Origin of the sequence: Bifidobacterium aerophilum (genome assembly GCF_010667685.1) — a bacterium.
GTDB classification, from domain to species: domain Bacteria; phylum Actinomycetota; class Actinomycetes; order Actinomycetales; family Bifidobacteriaceae; genus Bifidobacterium; species Bifidobacterium aerophilum.
This window is the reverse complement of the sequence record NZ_WHZW01000023.1, coordinates 1-19,695: the sequence shown is the minus strand read 5'-3', so window position 1 is coordinate 19,695 and position 19,695 is coordinate 1. Positions and strand designations below refer to the sequence as shown.

Genomic DNA, 19,695 nt, shown 5'->3' with positions numbered 1-19,695 from the left:
CGGTCATAGCGCAATCTAGCGCCACCATAAGTGGGTGGTTCCGCCGACAATCCGGCGGAACCACCCACTTCGTTGAGTCGGCTATTCGGTCAGCCAGTCAAGTGCGTTGACGATGTCGATGCCGCCGGCCGTTCCCAATCCGAGCATGTCCAACGTCAGCACCATGCGTCGTCCCTCTTCCGCGTCCGGCAGCCGCCGTAGCGGTTCCAACTCTCGGTTTCTGGTCGCCGGGTCCATCAGGCTGGCGCTGACCTGCACGAACAGGCGCTCGCGGGCGAGATCGTCGCGTACGCGGGTCGCAACGAAATCGATCTCCAGATTGTCCATTTTGCCTACCTGCACGGTGTATCCGCGGGTCTTCAGCTCGTTGTGCACGACGTTCTCCAACAGGAACCCGAAATCCCCGGCCGGGTATCCGAGCAGCATGTTTTTGATGCCGAGGTCGGCGGGATAGTATTTGGCCAGCCCCTGCAGGTAGTCCCCGCCTTTCACGTTGATGCGTTGCGCGCGGTAGAACATGAACGCGTCCAGCAGGCCCGAGATATAGCGTTCGATGGTTTCGTTCGCCGTGGGGCGGTGCCCGCTTTTCAGCCGGTGCTCGATCTTCGCTACGGATACCGGGGATCCCGACGTATCGGCGAGATATCGGGCCACGTCGTTGAACACCAGAGGGTTGCGAATCTGCAGGTATTGCGCGATATCGCGCACCAGCACCGTGTCGTAGATGCCGGACAGCACGGTGTGGGCCAGTTCCTGATGCGTACCCTGATCGACGACCGGCGGCAGGCCGCCATAGCGCGTATACCGCTCGAAGGCTTTCGTCCGGTCCGTCTCTCCCGTATATCCGAGAAATTCGGAGAACGACAGAGGGAACATGTTGATTTCGATATATCTTCCGGACAGCAGGGTCGCCAGTTGACTGGACAGCAGGTGCGCGTTGGATCCGGTCAGGTAGATGTCGACGTTGCGGTCGACGCGCAGCGCATTGACCGCCTTCTCCCAATGTCTGACGAGCTGGATCTCGTCAAGCAGCAGATAATGCGTTTCCTCGCCATGTATGGCGTCGTCGATGCGGCGGTACAGTTTGGTTTCGTCGAAGTCGTTGTATGCGAAGGACTCGAAGTTGATGGCGACGATGCGTTCGGCGGGGATGCTGTCCTGCTCGGCGAGGTGCTGCTTCAGCAGTGCGAGCAATGATGATTTGCCGCAGCGTCGCATGCCGGTAATGACCTTGATGAGCCCGTTGTTTCGCGTTGCAAGCAGACGGTCGAGATAAAGGGGGCGGGCTTTGAGGGACATCATGCCTCCGAACTTTTACTAGTATACTAGTAAAAGTATAGCATGGATGGGTACTTTTACTAGTATGACCGGAAAAGTCTGGGTTTGGGAGGGACTTTTCCGGTCATACTAGTAAAAGTGCGTCTCTGACGAAGATTGATGCGAACCTGGCGCACGAAAATGGCCCGCGCCATAAGACGCGGGCCACATGGGTACAGGGACCGATCAGATCGTCAGACGCGGGCCGCGCGCAGCAGCGGCTCGGCGACGGCCTGGATCACGGATTCCGGCATATGCGAATCGTCGAAATCGTGACGCGGGTGATCGCTCTTCGTGCTCTCCAGCGTGTGCAGAGCGGTCAGCGCGAGGGCGCCGTCCTCCTTGACCAGCTGGTAGGCACGTTCCTTCGACAGGTAACGGATCTGCGCGTTGTACAGCACGGTGAACGCGTCCTCGATCGCCGGATCGTCGGCGTACCGCAGGCCGCTCGTCGCATGCACGGACACCTCGGCGTCAACCGGCACGTCCTTGACCGTGACCGACAGGCTCAGCGTCGCCTCGTCATACGAGACCTCGGCCTCGTCGCGCGTCACGCCGGCGACCGTGACGACCACGTCCTCCGGAGCGACCTCGGCCACGCCGCGGAACGTGACCGTCCACGTACGCTCCACCGGCAGCGCCTCGACATTGCCGGACGCGGGAGCGATCGTGAACGCAGCGGCCGCACCGTCCTTCCACTCGAACGTCATCGGCGTCGCGGCCAGCGCCGAAGCGAGCGGCTGCGCCTGATTCGTGCCGTCGTCCTCCTTGAGCTCGAACGAACCGTCCGCGCCCGGGAAGACCACGACCTGCAGATGAGCCGGGTTGCCGACCGAATTGATCGCGCCGTTGGCCTCGTCCAGCGGCTGCAGCGGCACGATGCCGCCCGCCTTCGCGAACGCCGGAATGCCGTCGAGATCACGCCACGCCTCCAGCTTGCGGCCCTTCGCGCTCGCCGACTCGTAACGGCGGCCGGTGAAGAAGTCGAACCAAGTGCCCTGCGGCAGCCAGACGTCGGCCTTCGCCAGCTGCACGTTGCCGTCGATCGGCTCGACGATCGGCGCGACGACCAGCTCGGTGCCGAAACGGAACTCCTGCTCCATCTCGTACGCGGTCGGATTCTCCGGGGCCTGCCAGTACATCGGCTCGACCAGCGGACGGCCGTCGGCCGCGGCGCGCCAGTTCATCGTGTACAGGTACGGCAGCAGCTCGTGACGCAGGCGCAGCGCCTTGTCCATCGCGTCGCGCGTGGCCGCGTGGAAGTTCCACGGCTCCTTGCCGTTGAACGGCGAATCGGTCGAATGCAGGCGGTTGATCGGGCTGAACGCGCCGAGCTGATACCAGCGGGCCTCCAGCTCCTCGTCACGGTAGCCGAACATGTGGCCGCCGATGTCGTGGCTCCACCAGCCGTAGCCGATGTTCGACGCGGTCGACGTGAAATACGGCTGGAACTTGAGCGACTCCCACGTCACGACCGTGTCGCCGGAGAAACCGACCGGGTAACGGTGCGAGCCCGGGCCGGCGTAGCGCGAGAACGTGAGCGGCCAGCGGCCGTCGCGGCCGGAATCGAGATAGTGCATGTGGTTGAGCATCCACAGCGGGTCGAGGCCCTTCTGACGGGTCACGCCGCCCTGCTGCCAATCCAGCCACCAGAAATCGGTGCCCATGTCCTCAAGCTTGTGGTGCAGGTCGAAATACGCGTCCATGAAACGCGGGCTGGTCAGATCGAACTCGACCGGCTCGCCGGACTTCGGGTCGATGCCCATATGCTCGGCGACCTCGGCATAGCCGTCCTCGAACGCGCGCACGCCGTCGCGCGGGTGCACGTTCAGCGTCGTGCGCAGGCCGTGCTCGTGCAGCGTACGCTGGAAACGCTCCGGATCCGGGAAGAAGTCGCGGTTCCAGGTGTAGCCGGTCCAACCGGAACCGTACTTCGGATCGACGTCGTCGACCAGATGCCAGTCCATGTCGATGACGGCCGTGGTGAACGGCAGGCCTTCCTTCTCGAAACGGTCGACCAGCGTAAGGTACTCGTCCTCGGTGTAACGGTGGTAGCGGCTCCACCAGTTGCCCAGCGTGAAGCGCGGCAGCAGCGGCGTCGGGCCGGTCAGCTTGTAGAAGTCCTGCACGGCCTCGATGTAACGGTGGCCGTAACCGAAGATGTACAGGTCCTTGCCCTGATGCTCGCGCGGCACGACCCAGGTGCCGAACGGGTTGGCCTCGCCTTTGACCTCGGCGGCCTCGACGATCACGTTCGACGTGGAATCGTCGATCACGGCCCAGCCGTCATGCGAGATCACGCCCAGGCCGAGCTTCGTCTCGCCGTCGACCTCGTCGAGCGTGCGGGCGGTGCCGCGCAGGTTGCCGCGCTGGTCCTCGCCGTAATGCCAGGTGTTCATCTGCGAGTTGGCGACGCCCTTGACGACGACGCTCAGGCCCTCCTTGGAGAACGGCTGCATGTCGTAGGTCACGCGCAGGGCCGGGGTGTCGACGATGAGCAGGCCGTCTCGCTCGGTCTTCGTGAACTGCGGGGGATTGGCCGCAAGCCAGTTGCGGTCGACGACCATCTGCGTGGCGTGATCCTCGAAGATGCCGTCATCCTGCCATTCGATGCGGATGAGGGATTCGGTGATGACGCCAATGCGCCAACGGTCGCCCTGGATGACCGTGGCCGGGTTCATGCCCGGGTTCGTGGCCAGTTGCGGGAAGGTGGACATGTGAGCTCCTTTGCTGGGGGGTTGTGGTTTTGAGTTGTGGTTGGTTGTGGTTTGGATTGGTTGGGTTTTTGGGTTGTGGCGGTCGGTTTGCCGACTTCACTCCGACCGCACGGTTGTTGTCTGGCGCCGTTTGTGCCGCGTGTTTACGCGGCTTACGCGGCGGCTGGTGACGTGTTTACGCGGCGATCGCGGTGGTGTCGCGCAGCATGAGCTGGGCGCGCACGGTCTCGAACCGGGGTTCGGGCAGCGGTCCGCCCATCGCCTCGATCGCCTTGCGGGCGGCGATCGCGCCGAGATCCTGCGGACGCTGGCGCAGCGTGGTCAGGCCCATCTTGGACGCGAACGGGATGTCGTCGAAGCCGATCACCGACAGATCGCGCGGCACCTGCAATCCGTACTGCGGCAGGCGATACAGGACCGGCAGCGCGAGCTCGTCGGTCTGGAAGCAGACCGCGGTGGGCGCCGGCGTCATCGTGGTCAGCTGGGCGAGCGCCGTGCTCGTCGGATCCTCGTGACCGGAACATCGGATTTGCTCGATGGTGACGTCGGGGTGGGCCTTGGCTGCTAGCAGTAGTCCTTGGAGGCGGTTCTCCGCGCTGAACCGCAGACGTGCGGCGTCGTCGGATGTGGTGTACACGTAGGCGATGCGTCGGTGGCCGAGCGAGGTCAGATGCTCGAGCGCCATGTGCATGCCCTGCAGGTCGTCGATGCATACGGCGCCGTCGAGCCCGGCGATGGACGGCGTGTTGATGCCGATGAGCGGCACGTTCATGTCCTTGAGCCTGCTGACCTCGTCCGGATCGATGTCGAACGAGCAGACGATGACCGCGTCCGCGTTGCGGCGCACCGGCAGGTCGGTGAAGAACCGATGACGGTCCTGCGCGTTCGACATGCTGTACACGGAGATGTCGTAGCCGGCCGGGTGGAATACGGAATCCAGGCCGCGGTAGACGTTCACGTTGAACCATACGTCGATGGTGTCGGCGTGCAGGAACGCGATGCGGAAGGACTGGCCCGACTTGAGGGCCGCTGCGGAACGGGAGACCTGGAAGTCGAGTTTCTGCGCGGCCGCGAGGACTCGGTCGCGGGTTTCGGGCAGGACGAGATCCGGTTTGGCGAACGTGCGTGACACCGTTGACGCGGATACGCCCGCCTCCGCGGCAACCGCCTGAATGCTTGCTTTTGCCATGGCAACCTCGCTCATATGCAATGAATGAAAACCGTCTGTCAAGACAACGTTATCATACATGCGCGGGATGCGGGGGAGCGTCGTGTTGTGGACGGGGAGGAGGTGCGGGAACGGGAAGAATGCGGGCGGGCGTGGGTGAGATGCGTGGCCGGAGCGCGTGGACAGGGCGGGCGAGATGCGTCGGGTCGGGTGGCAGTCGGTGAGGGATGGGTATATTGAGCCTCGCCCGGTCGGGATCAGCGTATTGGCCGTATCTCGTCGGAATCGTCATGCTCCTCACGAGTTACGGTCGTTTTTCTGCGCAAAAAGGCCGTAACTCAACAGGAACGAAATCGTTTCCGTGAGTTACGGCCTTCCGTATGATTGCTCCGGCTTACTCGCCGCGCATCACGGCGGCCAGCGACAGCACGCGCGAGTTGGCGAACACCTCGTCGGTGTGGACGAGTCGGTCGTCGCCGTCGACCAGCGGAATCCTCCAGTTCGGATACTGGTCGGACGTACCCGGCTGGTTTACCGTGGCATGCTGGCCGGTGCCGTCCACGATCGCCGCCTGCCGCAGCACGCTCGGCGTGGCCGTCAGCATCCGGTGCATCGCCTCCACGATCTCCTGCTCGTGCGCCGGCACGTCCGCGGCGGCCGCCGCATCCAACCATCCGCCGTCAACCAGCAGATCAAGCATCGCTTGACGTTCCGCGTTCGCGCTCGCCGCGAACTGTTCCACCGGTTCGGCCAGCAGATGCAGCCGTTCGCGCAGGTGCACATGCTCGAACTTCAGGTATCCCGCGGTCGGCGGCAGATCATGCGTCGTCACCGACGCCAACGCCTGCCGGCGGTAATCGCTCGGCGGCGCGTACGGATCGCCCGCGTTCGGCGAATCGTCGATGCGCGCGAACCACTCCACGTCGGTGCCGAGCACGCCATGCTCGGACAGCACCTGGCGAACGTACGCCGGCACCGTGCCCAGATCCTCGCCGATCACCATGCCGTTCGCGCGCGTCGCCTCGATCGACAGCACGGCGATCATCGCGCGGTAGTCGTACATCACGTACGCTCCGCCCTTCGCTCCCTTGCCCTTCGGGATCCACCACAGACGGAACAGGCCGAGCACATGGTCGATGCGCACCGCGCCGGCATGCGCGAACATCGAATGCACCATCTCGCGGTACACGCGGTATCCGGTCGCCTCGAGATAGCGCGGATTGAACGGCGGCTGGCCCCAATCCTGACCCTGCTGGTTGTAGAAGTCCGGCGGGCAGCCGACCGTGACCGAGCCGACCGCGAAACGCTCCGGGCTCCACCACACGTCCGCGCCGAGCGCATGCACGCCCACCGCCATGTCCTGCATGAGACCGAGCGCCATGCCGTTGTCCTTCGCGGCCTGCTGCGCGGCGGCCACCTGCTCGTCCGCAACCCACTGCAGCCAACGGTTGAACTCGAACAGGTCATGATGTTCGTGGATCAGATCGGCGACCTCGGGCGACGTGCGGCCGGTGCGGCCGAACCACGAATTCGGCTCCCACGGCGCACCCCACACCTCGAACGCGAGGCACCAGGCGGCGAACGCGTCGAGATCCGGGCCGGCCTGCTCCTTGAACCGTTCGAACGCGGCCTCTCGCTCGGGGGAGCGCGGATGGTCGAAGATCACGCGCAGGGCCGGGCGCTTCGCGCTCCACGCGGCGTTGATGTCAAGCGGGTTCGGATCGTCGTTGCGTGCGGCGACCGACGCGTGCAGCTCGTCCACGCGGGCGCGCTCTTCGGTGGTCAGCTGGGCGTATTCGGGGATGTTCTGCGGGCGGATATACGTGACGTTGAGGAAACGGCGCGATTCCGGCAGATACGGCGACGGTTCGAGCGGCGGCACCGGGGCGCCCGCGTGGATCGGGTTGATGAGCATGAAATCGGCGCCGGTCTTCGCGCCCGCGTCGGCGAGCAGCGTGGTCAGATCGCCGTAATCGCCCACGCCCCACGACTCGTGCGAACGGATCGAATACAGCTGCGCCATCCAGCCCCAGCGCGGATGCTCGGCCACGGCGGCCGGCAGCGGGATACGAGCGGGCGCGACCATCAGCGTCGCCTCGTCGGTGCGATCGCCGGCGGTGACGCGCAGCGTGTGGTAGCCGATCGGCAGATCGGTGGGCAGAGCAAGGAAGCTCGTCGTGGCGTCGTTGAGGTTCGGCAGGATGTCGGCGTCCTCGCTGCGGCGGACCGTGCCGTCCTCGAGGGTGATCGTGGCTTCGGGGTCGGTGGTGGCGGTGGTTGTGGTTCCGGGTGTTGTTGCGGCTTCGGGTTCGGTGAGGTGCAGCGTGATCGTCGTGGGTTCTCCGGTCGTCGCGACGAGGGTGGACGACGGCAGGATGCGGGCGGGGGTGGGTGATACGGCGTCGGTTGCGCCGGGTGCGCCATTGACGCCGGTCGTGCCGGTCGCTTGGGCGAGCGAACGTTCGATCGCTTCGGGGGTACGGGCGTCGACGCCGAGCGCGCCGAGCACGTCGATGATCACGTCGTCGGCGATTTCGACGTAGGTGCCGAGCTGGTCGATGTACGACGTGGATACGCCGGACGCCTTGGCGAGCCGGATCAGCGGGCGGGCGAGGCGCTCGGGACTTTCGTTGCGCTCCGCGCCGTCGATCGACGTGGCGGTGACGTACGGGGTAGTCGGTGCGGTTGTGGTTGCTGCTGCTGCGGGTACGGGTTCTGGTGCCGCGTGGGCCGCTGCGCTGGACGCCGCGATAGGCGCTGCGTTGGTTTCGGATGCCGTCATTGGTGTCTCCTTTATCTGACTTCTTCCAGGCGGCCGGCTGGTGCAGGTTCGCTTTCGGTCGTGATCGCGTTCTCGGGGGTGATTGGCCCGGGAACGCCACCTGTGCCGTTCGTTCGTTGCGCGCTGTCGGGTGCGCGACTCGCCATTGGGTCGGAACGATGGCTGAACTCGCTCGGGAACCGGCTGCATTCGCTGTTTACTATATCGCTGATTGACATCGTTTGCAAAAAGACGAAAACCGTTGTGCGCAAAAGGTTGGAAGTGCTTCGATGCCGGGTTTTGTCGGCGTGTTGTGCGGGTTGTGATTCCACCGTTTGCAATGACGTGTGGTCAGGGCGCGTAGGTGACGATGGGGAGTGTGTGAGGTCGAGGAGGTGTGTAGGGACTTTCCTTGGATGGTCGGGCGGTGGGGTATGGGGATGAATGCGGAAGGTGCGGGTTGCGTGCGTGACGTGGCGATCCGAACACGATGGTTCCAGGATATGTAGGGGATGACGGTTGCTGGCGCTTGGGGCGATGCGCGTGGCACGGGCGTGAGGCTCTGGTCAACGGTAATTTTGTGATGCTTTGACGCTTCGGGCCGCGATGAGGGCCGGTATTTGATGTCCCGGTTGCGGATGTGTTGCCGGAGTTGTCTACCGGGACAAGAAAACGTGCCACGGTAGCGCAAATTCGTCAGAATATCTCTACCGTGGCGCAAGATTTGCCACGGTAGGGGCGTATATCGATTGTCGTCCTTACCGGGACAAGCCGCGAATTTCACGAATCGTTGGAATTCCAACGATGTTGCATAAGGTGCCTTACGCTCCTTCATAACCCGTGTGCCACGGTAACTATTTTTCACCGATATCGTGCCACCGTGGCGCAGCATCGGGATCAAGCGATATCTCTTCGTGCGCATTGGGACAGAATCTTGTGCCGTAAAGGCCAATAAACCCCATAGAGAGAAGCTGGGTGGCCTTGCGGAGGAGATCGGTGCATGCGCAGGTCTGCGTATTGATATTATGAATATACCTAATATCATCCGCGCTGTTATGCATGTATGGAACGGTTGACGATGCTGTATCAAAACGTCTATCGCAAGTTGTTGGACGCCATCCGCGGCGGCGAGTATCCCGCAGGAAGTCGGTTGCCCTCCGTCGAGGAGCTGTGCCGACAGTACGACGTCAGCGCGATCACCGTACGCCGTGCGATGGGCATGCTCAAGGATGAGGGCTATGTGTCACGGCAGCCGCGCATCGGCACCATAGTCATCAGCGATACTCCCCATAAGGGCAGTGGAAACACCGAATTACCACGTATCGCTATGATCGTCACGAACTTCGACGATACGTTCGGCGCCCGCGTCATCAAGGGCGCACTCAACGCCGCCGTCGACCATGCCTACGTCATGCTTCAGCAGTCCGATGGCAACGCCGAATTGGAGAAGAGCCTGATCGACTCGGCCATCAAAGGCGGCGCGCAAGGGCTGATCCTGTTGCCGTGCAATTCGGATTTCGTGCCGCAGCCGGTCATTGATCTCATTTCGTCGGGATTTCCCATCACGATTCTCGATCGTAGGTTCGAAGGCGTTCCCGTGGCTACCGTCGCCAGCGACAACATAGGGGGCGCGACCACCGCGACGGAATATCTGCTGTCATTGGGACATCGTCATGTCGCGTTCGTAAGGTCCGACTGCCATGTGACGTCCAACGACGAACGGCAGCAAGGATGGCAGGCCGCGCACGCCTATGGCAACATCGCTTTGGATGACACGTTGGCGTTTCATGGCGTGGAGTCGACGTTGCCTGACTCCACGGAGCCGTATGAGCATGACATCGAACGTCTGATGCGGTTCGTTGCAGATCATCCGCAGGTCACCGCGTTTCTGGCCTGCGAATACAACATCGCGCTGATGCTGCGTACGGCATTGCAGCGGCTGGGCAAGCAGGTGCCCCGTGATGCTTCGATCATTTGCTTCGATCATCCAGACGCCACATTCGATACCGAACTGTTCCGCTTCACCAACGTGGCCCAGGACCAGCGCGCCCTCGGACAGAGCGCCATCATCTCGACGTTGCATCAGATCGGCAACGGTAGCCATACGGAGAAGATCGTGGTGCCGACGACATTGGTTCTAGGTCAGTCCACGGCGAAACCGCTGGGTTAACCAACTGTTTTCGGCCGAAGGGCGTCTCCGGTATCAATGTCCGGCGCGCAAAGACCGCATCAAGGACGGCGAAACGCGTGTGAGGTGCGTTCCGACCGTATTTTGGCCGGACGCCTCACGCGCGCGTTTCGCCGATGAGGGATTCAGATGCACAGCCGAGCGCGTAACTCCGCCGCCATTACCGCACTGAGCATCGTCGAATAGTAGATGCGTTCGTCGGGCTGAGTCGACCAGTCATTGCCGACCAGCACCGCGCCGGCAGGCAACGTGACCGCATTACGCCACATCGCATCCGTGCTGCGACGAATGAATCCGACGAGCTGCTCGCGTCCGTCCGTCAACGTCGTTTCCGGCGAGGAAAGGGCGTCGACCTCATCGATCAGCAGACCAATATAGCGATAATAGATGCCTTTGAACAGGCCTTCATCGCCGCCTTCGCCCTCGTCCTGGAACGATGTTCCGTCAGAGAGCGCATCGATCGCCGCGAGGGCCGTCGTCATTGCCGATTCCAACAGGGTGGTGTCGCCGGTTTCACGGCTCAGCTCGACCGCGGCTCCCGCATACAGTCCTTGGTTGTAGGTAAACCGCCATTGATCGTCGGTCTTGCCGTCGTTCAGTCGATTGATGCCGTCGCCTATGAAACCGTCATCGGAGCGCAACGTTCGGGTAATCCAATCGAACGCGGTCTGTGCATAGTGCAGGTAGTGCGATTCTCCGGTGATGCGATGGAGACGGGCCCCGAGGATCGCCAGCGGCCCGTTGGCCGGTGTGTTCTTGTAATACAGCTGTTGCTTGCGCCATGCCAGGCTCTCGCCCATGGTGCCATTCCAGCCGTATTCGATCACATGGTTCCAGATCGCGATGGCCGCGTCACGATACTCTTCGTCACCGGTCGCATCCCACATACGCAGGGTCGCCAGTGCGAACCAGAGCATGTCGTCGAAATAGTCGTTGAATAGGGAGTCGTGGTTGCGGTCGACGATGTTGCGCCAGGTTTCCTTGGCTTGGTTGAGACGCATCATGTCGCCGCTGCGACGATAGGCGTCCAGTCGGCAGTCGATGAGATGCGCGAGCCACCAGTAGTTGAACGTCTTGTCATCGTCCGGCCGTTCGTAGGGATAGATGTTGTGCAGATACTGCGGCCAAGGTGCACCGTAGATCACGCCAAGGCTGTTCTGTAGGAGATCGGCGTGCAGCGGCCACGCTTCCGTCACGCTGGCGTCGTTCATCAGGCGCCCGCCTTTGCCAGCAGCTGGTCGCCCTGAGTCTGCGCTTCCGTGAGTGCCTCCTTGGCGGTTAGCTCGCCGGAGACGAACTTCTGCAGCGCGGGCGTCAGCGCCTTGCCTTCGACATCGGAATATCCGGAGACCAGAGGACGGGTGCGAGCGTAGTCAAGAGTCTTGACGAACGCGGCGTACTTGTCGTTTTCGGTGAAGTACGAATCGTTGGCAGCATCACGGTTCGCCGGGAACCAGCCGGAGATCTTGGCGAAGTCCACGCCGTTCTCCACGCTGGTGGCCCACCACTTCATGAACTCCCAGGCGCCTTCGGACTGCTTGGCGCCCTTCGGGATCACCAGTCCGAATCCGCCCATGATGGAGCTCTTCGTTCCGTCGGGGCCTGCGGGAGGCTCGGCGATGGCGTAGTTCAGTCCGTCGGCCTTGTCCAAGGTGGGAATGTCCCATGGTCCGGTGAGTTTCATGGCCGCATCCCCGGCCGCGAACACGTCGTTCGTATCGGCGAAGCCGTTGGTATAGATGCCCTCGTCGAAGATCTTCTGCCAGAAGTCGAGCACTTCGAGGCCTTCGGGACTGTTGAACGCGGTCTTGGTGCCGTCGTCGGACACGAGTTCACCGCCGGCCTGCCACAGCCACATGTTGAACAGTCCGGGATCATTGAGCAGGAAACCGGACTTGACCAGCTTGCCGCTATCGTCCTTGACCGTCAGTTTCTTGGCCGTCTCCAATAGCTCGTCCCAAGTGGTCGGGGGCTTGACTCCGGCCTTGTTGAACATGTCGACGTTGTAGGCGAGCGAGCGTACGTCGACCAGCAGCGGCAGACCGTACAGCTTGTCCCCGGATTTCATCTCGGTGATGGCCTGCGGGTAGAACGAGTCGAGATCCACGCCGTCCTTGGCGACGAAATCGTCGATCGGCTGAATCGCGCCCTTCGGCGCGTACAGCGCGGTCTGATAACGGTCCCACATCACCAGATCGGGAACCTGGCCGCCGGCGATGGCGGTCAGCAGTTTTTGTTCGACCTGTTCCTGTGCCACATAGGTGACTTCGTATTTCGACTGGGATTCGTTGAATTTCTTGGTCATCTGGTTGATCTGGGCAATCTGGTCGCCGGACCAGGATCCCCACATGGTGACCGTCTGCTTGCCGTCGTTCGTGCCTGTCGAGGCTGTGTCCGCGGATCCGCATCCGGCGAACAGCATCGCGCCGGCCAGCGTCAGCGCCGTGGCCTGCATGATTTTGCTGATGTTCCGTGCCATGATATGTTCCTTTCCTTTGGTTGATGGCGCCATACGCACTGCTTTGTGTGAAATCGGCGTCAACATGGCATGTGACAAATACGGTGGGACGAAGGCAAAGCTTCGCCCGTGGCGTGGCGTCTGAAAGTGCTACTCACGCCGTTGTTCTGGGGATTATGGTTTCGGAGGGTCTGCGGCCCAGGTGAGAAGGAATTATTCGATCATTTGCCTCCCGTGTGCGCGATGCCTTGCACGATCCAGCGCTGCGAGAACAGGAACAGCAACAGGACCGGAAGCATGGTGACCACGGTGCCCGCCATCAGCGGGCCGTAGTCGGTGCTGTAGTTGTTGGTGAAACCGGCCAGTCCGACCTGCACGGTCATCATGTCGGGATCGTTGAGCACGATGAGCGGCCACAGGAAGTTGTTCCAGCCGGATTGGAAGGTGAGCAGTCCGAGTACGGCCAGTCCGGATCTGGCGAGCGGCAGGTAGATGCGCAGGAAGATCTGGAATTCGCTTGCGCCATCGACTCGTGCCGCCTCGCCGAGCTCGTCGGGAATCGATTCGAAGAACTGCTTCATGAAGAACACGGCGAACGCGCCGGCCGCGCCCGGCAGGATGACCGCCCAGTAGGTGTTGATCAGGCCCATGCCGCCATCGCCGGTGATGTCGTTGCCGCCGACGAGCGGCATGTGACGCAGGACCAGAAACGTCGGGATCATCGTGACGATGCTCGGGATCATCATCGAGGCCAGATACACCATGAACACCGCGTGCCGTCCGCGGAATTCCAGTTTGGCCAGCGCATAGCCTGCCATGGATCCGAGGAACAGGTTGCAGACAACGCCGCCGAACGCGACGATCAGCGTGTTCACGAAGTACCGTGCGAACGGAACCGTGGTAAACGCCTGCACGTAGTTGGAGAACGTGGGGGATTGTGGGATGAACGACAACGCATTGCGCAGGATCTCGCCCGCCGGCTTGAATGAAGTGGCCAGCGTCCACAGCAGCGGCGCCACAGTCATGACGCTGATCAGACATGCCGCGATCCACCAGAGGACGACGCCGACGGTGTGACGTACCGTGTTGGTGCCAGGCCGCGCGCCGGCAACGGCAATGTAGTGCTCGTTCATGAGGCCTCCCTATTGGTGATGCGCATGTTGATCAGCGAGAACACGAAGATGATCGCGAACAGGACGAACGACAACGCCGACGCGTATCCCATGCGCAGTGCGCCGAAGCCGCGGTCGTAGATGTAGTAGACGATGGTGACGGTGGAGTTGCCCGGACCGCCCTTGGTGAGGATGTATGCCTGATCGAACACTTGGAACGCGCCGATGATCAGTTGCGTCGTGACAAGGAACAGCGTCGGGCTGATGCTCGGGACGACCACATGCCAGAAGATCTGGAATGCATTCGCGCCGTCGAGCCGGGCGGCTTCGCGCAGATTGTTGGGTACCCCTTGCAGGCCGCCAAGGAAGATGATCATGTTGGTGCCGAACCCGGCCCATACGTTCATGATGACGATGGCGATCATCGCCCAGTGCGAGTCATACAGCCATGCGGGGCCGTGGATGCCGAACCAGCCGAGCACGGCATTCAGCAGACCCTTCTGCGGATTGAGCACCCAGTACCAGATTGTCGCCGTCGCCACCGAGGAGGAGACGACCGGAATGTAGAAGAACGTGCGGAATACTTTGGCCACAGCTGTGTTGCGGTTGAGCAGCAGCGCGGTGCCCAAGGAGACGATCAGACCCAGCGGTACGAACAGTGCGGTGTAGTAGACCGTGTTCCTGATCGCAGTCCAGAAATACGGATCATGCACGATTTCCGCGTAGTTCTGCAGCCCGAGCCATTTTGGAGCCTCGACGATCGAATAATCAGTCAGGCTGACGGCCAGCGCGACGACGAACGGAACGGCCGTGAACACGATGAAGAACAGGCCGGGAACGGCGAGAAACAGCCATGCTGCTCGCCGTTGATGCTTCAGCAGTCCGTTGCATCCGCTATATCCGATTCGGGACGACGGCATTGTTGCGCTTGCCGGTCCGTGGTGCGTTTTTGGCGTCACCAATGGACGTCGTTTCGTTGGGAGGTCTTTGTCGGGACCTTCCTCATTGATTGCCGTCATATTGATCTCCATTCCGCATCATTGCTGTATTGAGTATATATTCAAAATAAATATATATCAAATCTAAATATTAAGTATACACAATAAGGCGTGTCGGATGGGAGGAGAACCCGTCTTGTCTGCGGCAATATCGAACCGCTTTAAACGCTGGAAAATCAGTATGTATAAGTTTGCAAAAAACTGTGCTATCCTGATGTTGGACGTACGACACGGATGTCGCACAACAGGAAAGGAACTCAGATGACATCGGTGAAGAAGATCATCGCCTCCGCCTCCGCGATCGCACTGGGTATTGGCGCATTGGCGGCTTGCGGCAGTGCATCAAACGGTTCATCGGGCGGCGAAGGCAAGGTCTACATGCTCAACAGCAAGCCGGAAGTCGTCGATCAGTTGCAAGAGCTGGCCGACGAATATTCCGCGGAGACCGGCGTTCAGGTCGATGTGCAGACCGCGTCGTCCGGCACCTATGACACCACGTTGTTGTCCGAGCTGGCCAAAGACAATGCGCCGACCGTATTCAGCACCGCCGGCTATGCGACATTCGCCCGTTACAAGAAGTACCTCGCGCCGATTCAGGACAGCGAAGTCTACAAGCTGCTCAACGATGACGCCAAGGCCAACTCGCAGAAGATCGGTGACGACTCGTACACCATTCCGTACGCAGTCGAGTACTACGGCATCATCTACAACAAGAAGATCGTTAACGAGTACGCCAAGAAGAGCTACGCGGTCATCAAGTCCGCCGACGACATCACCAGCTACGACGTGCTCAAGCAGGTGGTCGAGGACATGCAGAAGCACAAGGATGACCTCGGCATCCAGGCGGCGTTCGCCACTCCCGGTCTCGAATCGTCCGACACCTATCGGTTCTCCGCGCACATGACCCGTCCGCCGATCTTTTTCGAGTACCGTGACAACAACACGACGTTCATGAAGAAGATCGAGGGCACGTACCTCGACAACTACAAGGATCTGTTCGACCTCGAAATGAACAACTCTCCGACCGAAGCCAGCCTGCTTGGTTCCAAGAACTACGAGGACTGCACCTCCGAGTTTGCGTTGGGCGACGTCGCGTTCTATCCGAACGGCGTGTGGGCCTACTCGCAGATCAAGGACAACGAGGTGGCCGACGAGGATCTCGGCATGCTGCCGTACTGGATGGGCATCGATGGTGAGGAGGACTACGGTCCATCCACCGTATACGAGGCCACATGGGGCATCAACAAGAACGCCAGCAAGGCGGACCAGCAGGCTTCGCTTGATTTCATCAAGTGGATGGTCACCTCCGACAAGGGCAAGGAAATCATGTCCAAGGAGATGGGCTTCGCGGTGCCGTTCACCACTTTCGGCGATGACGATCAGCCCGACAATCCGCTTGTGGCTGCGGCCAAGAGCTGGGAGGATAAGGGCAAGAAGTACATGCGCAGCGTGGATGTTCCCGACCAGAACTGGCAGAACGGCATCGCCGACGCGTTGCTCGAATACGCGCAGGGCACCGGCGAATGGAGCGGCGTGAAGAGTGCGATCGTCGATGGCTGGGCCGATGAGTGGGCGGCCAGCGAGCAGTCGCAGGGCATGCTGCCGCAGCAGACCGAATTCACTTGGTGACGGGATGCCTGAGAACAGGTGCGCCTCGTCCGGGGTGTGACCTGCGATGAGAGCCTGTTTATCTGGTGACTGATGGGGCGGCCGGGGTGATCCGGCCGCCTTTTCCGTTGTACGGTGGCGAGAGGTTGCCCCGGTTGTGGATTTGTTGTTGAAGTCGTTTACCGGGGCAAGAAAACGTGCCACGGTATCGCAAATTCGTCGAAATGCCATTACTGTGGCACAGGATTTGCCACAGTAGGAGTGTGCATCGATTGCCGTTCATACCGTGGCAAGGCGCGAGTCTTGAGAATCGTTGCAATTCCAACGATGTCGCATAAGGTGTGTCAAAGTTCTTCACGGGCTGCGTGCCACGGTAGCGATTTTTCGTCAATATCGCTTTACCGTGGCACGAAATCTTGTCCCGGTAACTGATATTCCGACTGAACTCGTTACCGGGACAATGCGGATCATCCGGCTATCGGGAAGCGGGGGTCCCGGTCGTTGCGCGAGGCATCAGACGCAGTTCCACGAGTTCGTGCAGATCGATAGGGGCGGCTTCGTTCTCGGGCGTCGCCTCATCCTGTTCGTTGATCAAGTTGAGTGTGATGCGGGCGGCCGCCTGACCGAGTGATCGCGGATCCTGATGCATCGTCGTCAGGCCGTATTGCTCGGAGTATGCCGCATCATCGAATCCGGAGAGCGAGATACGACCGGGTACTGCGACACCTCGTCGCTGCAGGGCGAAAGCAAGAGGCAAAGCGCACATGTCGGCGTAGCAGCACAATGCGGTCGGCATATCATCTCCGAGCTGGACGATGCGATCCGCGAGCTGTTCCATCGGGTGCGGAGCGTGTTCATCGAACAGCAGTTCACGAGCTCTGATCGGAAGGCTAGGTCCTTGATCATTGTCATGCGGGTCGACGGGGATAATTGCATCTGCGGAAGACGCTGAGTTTGCGGCATTGCACGCATCCTGGAATCCGAGAGCTCTCAGCTCGGCGCTGTGGGAAAGCTTGGTCGTGATGATCGGGCTGATGTAGGCGATATCGGTGTGTCCGAGCGAGATTAGATACTCGGTCATGCGACGCATGCCGGCCCTGTCGTCGATGCCTACCGAAGCATCGCAGGCTTTCGGCTCCGGCGGATTGATGCCGATGATCGGTACATGGACGCTGCGCAGACGTTGCGTTTCGTCAGTTTCGATGGCGAATGACGAGACGATGACCGCATCCGCGTTGCGCCGCACCGGCAGCGTCGAGAAGAAGTCGTGACGTTCCTGTGGGTTCTCGATCTGATAAATGACGATGTCGTAGCCGGCCGGCGCGAGTACGGCGTTGAGTCCGGAGAACACGTTTGCGTTGAACCAGGTGGCAATATCCTCGCTGATCAATAGCGCGATGCGGAACGAATGCCCGGTTTTCATGGCCGTGGCCGATCTCGATATCGAGTAGTTCAGCGCCTCGGCGGCCGCATAGACGCGTTTGCGGGTTTTGGGGGAGACCATGTCCGGTTTGGCGAATGCGCGAGACACCGTGGCGATGGACACTCCGGCCTTGACTGCCACCTGTGCGATTCGTGCTTCCATATGGTGCTCCCGGGTTGATGAGGTGGGTCGGCTCTCCGCCTAGTCTACAGCCGTGCCGCTGGGGTATATCGGTCACGCGCCAAGCGTGGCGATGGGAACGACGAGGATGCCGTCGCTGCGGCGATACGCCTTGGACCCGCGGCCGACGAGGAACATCATGAATTCCGGCTCGCGGACCTGAGCTTTCGGGTTGCCGCAGATTTTGTCTCGGAATGCCAGAAGCTTGCCGGCGTTGTCGTCGGTGACCTTCAGATCGCTGAGTTTGATCTCGATGGCACCCCATCGTCCGTCGGATAGTTCGATGATGACGTCGACTTCGAGGCCTTTCTCATCCCGGTAGTAGGAGAGCCTGTTGGACGCTCCCGGCATGGCGGATACATAGGTGTGAAGGTCCCGCAGACATAGGGTCTCAAACAGGTCTCCGAGAGTCTGTGTGTCTCGCACCAGACTTTGCGGAGATGCTCCCAGCACGGCTGCAGGCAAGGATGGGTCGACGAAGTAGCGCTTGGGCTTTGTGCGCACGCGGCTTTTGGAGCGCAGCGGCGGTTCCCATCCGTCAAGATCTGTGATGAGATACAAGCTTTTCAGCACTTCGAGATAGCTCTTGATCGTCTGCTCGGTCGGCTTGCGATGCTCGTCTCCGTAAGCCATATCCTCGGCGAGGACGCTGTATCGGGGAGCCTGGGATATGTTGATCGCCAGTGCCTTCAATAGGGATCGCGCGATTTCGGGATTCTTGCCGGAATGTGGAACGCTGATATCAAGTACACTTGCGATATATTCTCCGGGAGTTTCCAAGGCGAACTCATCGTCCAATCCTAAATTGGCTGGCCATCCGCCTCGACAGCACCAGCGGGCAATATCGGGGATGTCGGTAAGGCGCTCGCTTGGTGCAAAATCGCCGTTGAACAATGCGGAAAGACTGGTCGTCGCCGTGGAATCTCCGGATTCGGCCAAGCTCATGGGCCACATGCGCAGTCGTGCGATTCGTCCGGTTCCGCTGTGGTGTATCGATGTGTGATCTTTGGGAATGGCCGATCCCGTCAGGATCAGCTGGCCTTTCCTGTTCGCATTATCGTCCACATGCCGTCGGGAGGCATCCCAGATCGTAGGAACATCCTGCCATTCGTCGACCAGATGAGGTTCGGCACCCATCAGTACCAGGGATGGATCGGTTTGCGCCGCGGCGAAAGTGGCCGGATCGTCAAGACGGTCTGCGCTTCGTGCTCGTGAAAGAGCCGTCCATGTTTTGCCACACCATTTCGGTCCGACGATCTCGACGGCGCCGAAGGCATGCAGCAGCGTGTCAAGTCTGCTGTCCACGATTCGGGGTCGATACTCGGACGGCGTAAGCGTGGGTGCCTGCTGTGCCTTTGTCGTCGTTTCAGATGATGCAGCCATGATCGTTCCTGTCGTTGTGAAGCCATTACCGGTTTTACGCCAATTTCATCATCGATTTTACGCCCATGTCATTACCGGTTTTACGCCCATCTCATCATCGTTTTTACGCCGGGGCCGTTACCGGTTTTACGCCGGGGCGCCGCAAGTGGATGCGATACCGATGATGTAAAGGTTTGCAGGCGGGTCGGCGGGGTGTGTGTAAATGTTGGGTGTTAGCACTCGCCACGGCCCGCTGCAAACGCCTGAAAATCAGCCTAAAACCGGTTCGACACGCCGAATGTATAAGTTTGCATATTCTGCGTTACACTAGGGTGTGTTTACTCTAAGGGTCGTTTGAGGTGGATGGCGATGAGCGCGAGGTGAACATCGGAGAGGTAGGTCT

General features: G+C 60.9%; 12 protein-coding genes. 2 read left to right on the top strand and 10 right to left on the bottom strand.

Annotated features, from left to right (window positions below; genetic code table 11):
* Window positions 1-81: 81 nt before the first annotated feature.
* From GFD25_RS10215 to malQ, 4 genes are all read right to left on the bottom strand, one after another.
* The gene (locus GFD25_RS10215; RefSeq protein WP_163232516.1) at window positions 82-1,302 is read right to left on the bottom strand and encodes an ATP-binding protein; all 1,221 of its coding nucleotides are present in this window, start codon (window positions 1,300-1,302) and stop codon (window positions 82-84) included.
* A 209-nt stretch (window positions 1,303-1,511) separates the two neighbouring features.
* Window positions 1,512-4,034, bottom strand: a complete 2,523-nt coding sequence (locus GFD25_RS10210; protein ID WP_163232514.1) for a glycoside hydrolase family 31 protein — start codon at window positions 4,032-4,034, stop codon at window positions 1,512-1,514.
* A gap of 175 nt (window positions 4,035-4,209) precedes the next feature.
* On the bottom strand, window positions 4,210-5,223 hold the full coding sequence (locus GFD25_RS10205) for a LacI family DNA-binding transcriptional regulator (RefSeq protein ID WP_163232513.1): 1,014 nt from the start codon (window positions 5,221-5,223) through the stop codon (window positions 4,210-4,212).
* 373 nt (window positions 5,224-5,596) lie between these two features.
* Complete coding sequence (malQ, locus tag GFD25_RS10200; RefSeq protein WP_163232511.1) at window positions 5,597-7,984, bottom strand: 4-alpha-glucanotransferase; 2,388 nt, start codon at window positions 7,982-7,984, stop codon at window positions 5,597-5,599.
* Window positions 7,985-9,026: 1,042 nt separating this feature from the next.
* Here malQ and GFD25_RS10195 point away from each other — a divergent pair.
* Entirely contained in the window at window positions 9,027-10,133 is a 1,107-nt protein-coding gene (locus GFD25_RS10195; RefSeq protein ID WP_338024653.1) for a GntR family transcriptional regulator, read from the top strand.
* Between the two features lie 143 nt (window positions 10,134-10,276).
* On the opposite strand, the gene GFD25_RS10190 is transcribed toward GFD25_RS10195, so the two are convergent.
* From GFD25_RS10190 to GFD25_RS10175, 4 genes are all read right to left on the bottom strand, one after another.
* A complete protein-coding gene (locus GFD25_RS10190) occupies window positions 10,277-11,362 on the bottom strand; it encodes a glycoside hydrolase family 76 protein (RefSeq protein ID WP_163232507.1) in 1,086 nt (361 codons plus the stop codon).
* Window positions 11,362-12,630 carry an ABC transporter substrate-binding protein gene (locus GFD25_RS10185; RefSeq protein ID WP_163232505.1) on the bottom strand — a complete coding sequence of 423 codons (1,269 nt, stop codon included), beginning with the start codon at window positions 12,628-12,630 and terminating at the stop codon, window positions 11,362-11,364. The genes GFD25_RS10190 and GFD25_RS10185 overlap by 1 nt, the downstream gene beginning before the upstream one ends.
* A gap of 200 nt (window positions 12,631-12,830) precedes the next feature.
* Window positions 12,831-13,742, bottom strand: a complete 912-nt coding sequence (locus GFD25_RS10180) for a carbohydrate ABC transporter permease (protein WP_163232503.1) — start codon at window positions 13,740-13,742, stop codon at window positions 12,831-12,833.
* Complete coding sequence (locus GFD25_RS10175) at window positions 13,739-14,641, bottom strand: carbohydrate ABC transporter permease (protein WP_163232501.1); 903 nt, start codon at window positions 14,639-14,641, stop codon at window positions 13,739-13,741. The genes GFD25_RS10180 and GFD25_RS10175 overlap by 4 nt, the downstream gene beginning before the upstream one ends.
* Before the next feature lie 339 nt (window positions 14,642-14,980).
* On the opposite strand from GFD25_RS10175, the gene GFD25_RS10170 reads away from it, so the two are divergent.
* A complete protein-coding gene (locus GFD25_RS10170; RefSeq protein ID WP_163232499.1) occupies window positions 14,981-16,348 on the top strand; it encodes an ABC transporter substrate-binding protein in 1,368 nt (455 codons plus the stop codon).
* Window positions 16,349-16,802: 454 nt separating this feature from the next.
* On the opposite strand, the gene GFD25_RS10165 is transcribed toward GFD25_RS10170, so the two are convergent.
* On the bottom strand, window positions 16,803-17,912 hold the full coding sequence (locus GFD25_RS10165) for a LacI family DNA-binding transcriptional regulator (protein WP_163232497.1): 1,110 nt from the start codon (window positions 17,910-17,912) through the stop codon (window positions 16,803-16,805).
* Window positions 17,913-17,984: 72 nt separating this feature from the next.
* Window positions 17,985-19,313 (bottom strand): ATP-binding protein, encoded by a 1,329-nt coding sequence (locus tag GFD25_RS10160; RefSeq protein ID WP_163232495.1) that lies wholly within the window; start codon window positions 19,311-19,313, stop codon window positions 17,985-17,987.
* Between the last annotated feature and the right edge of the window lie 382 nt (window positions 19,314-19,695).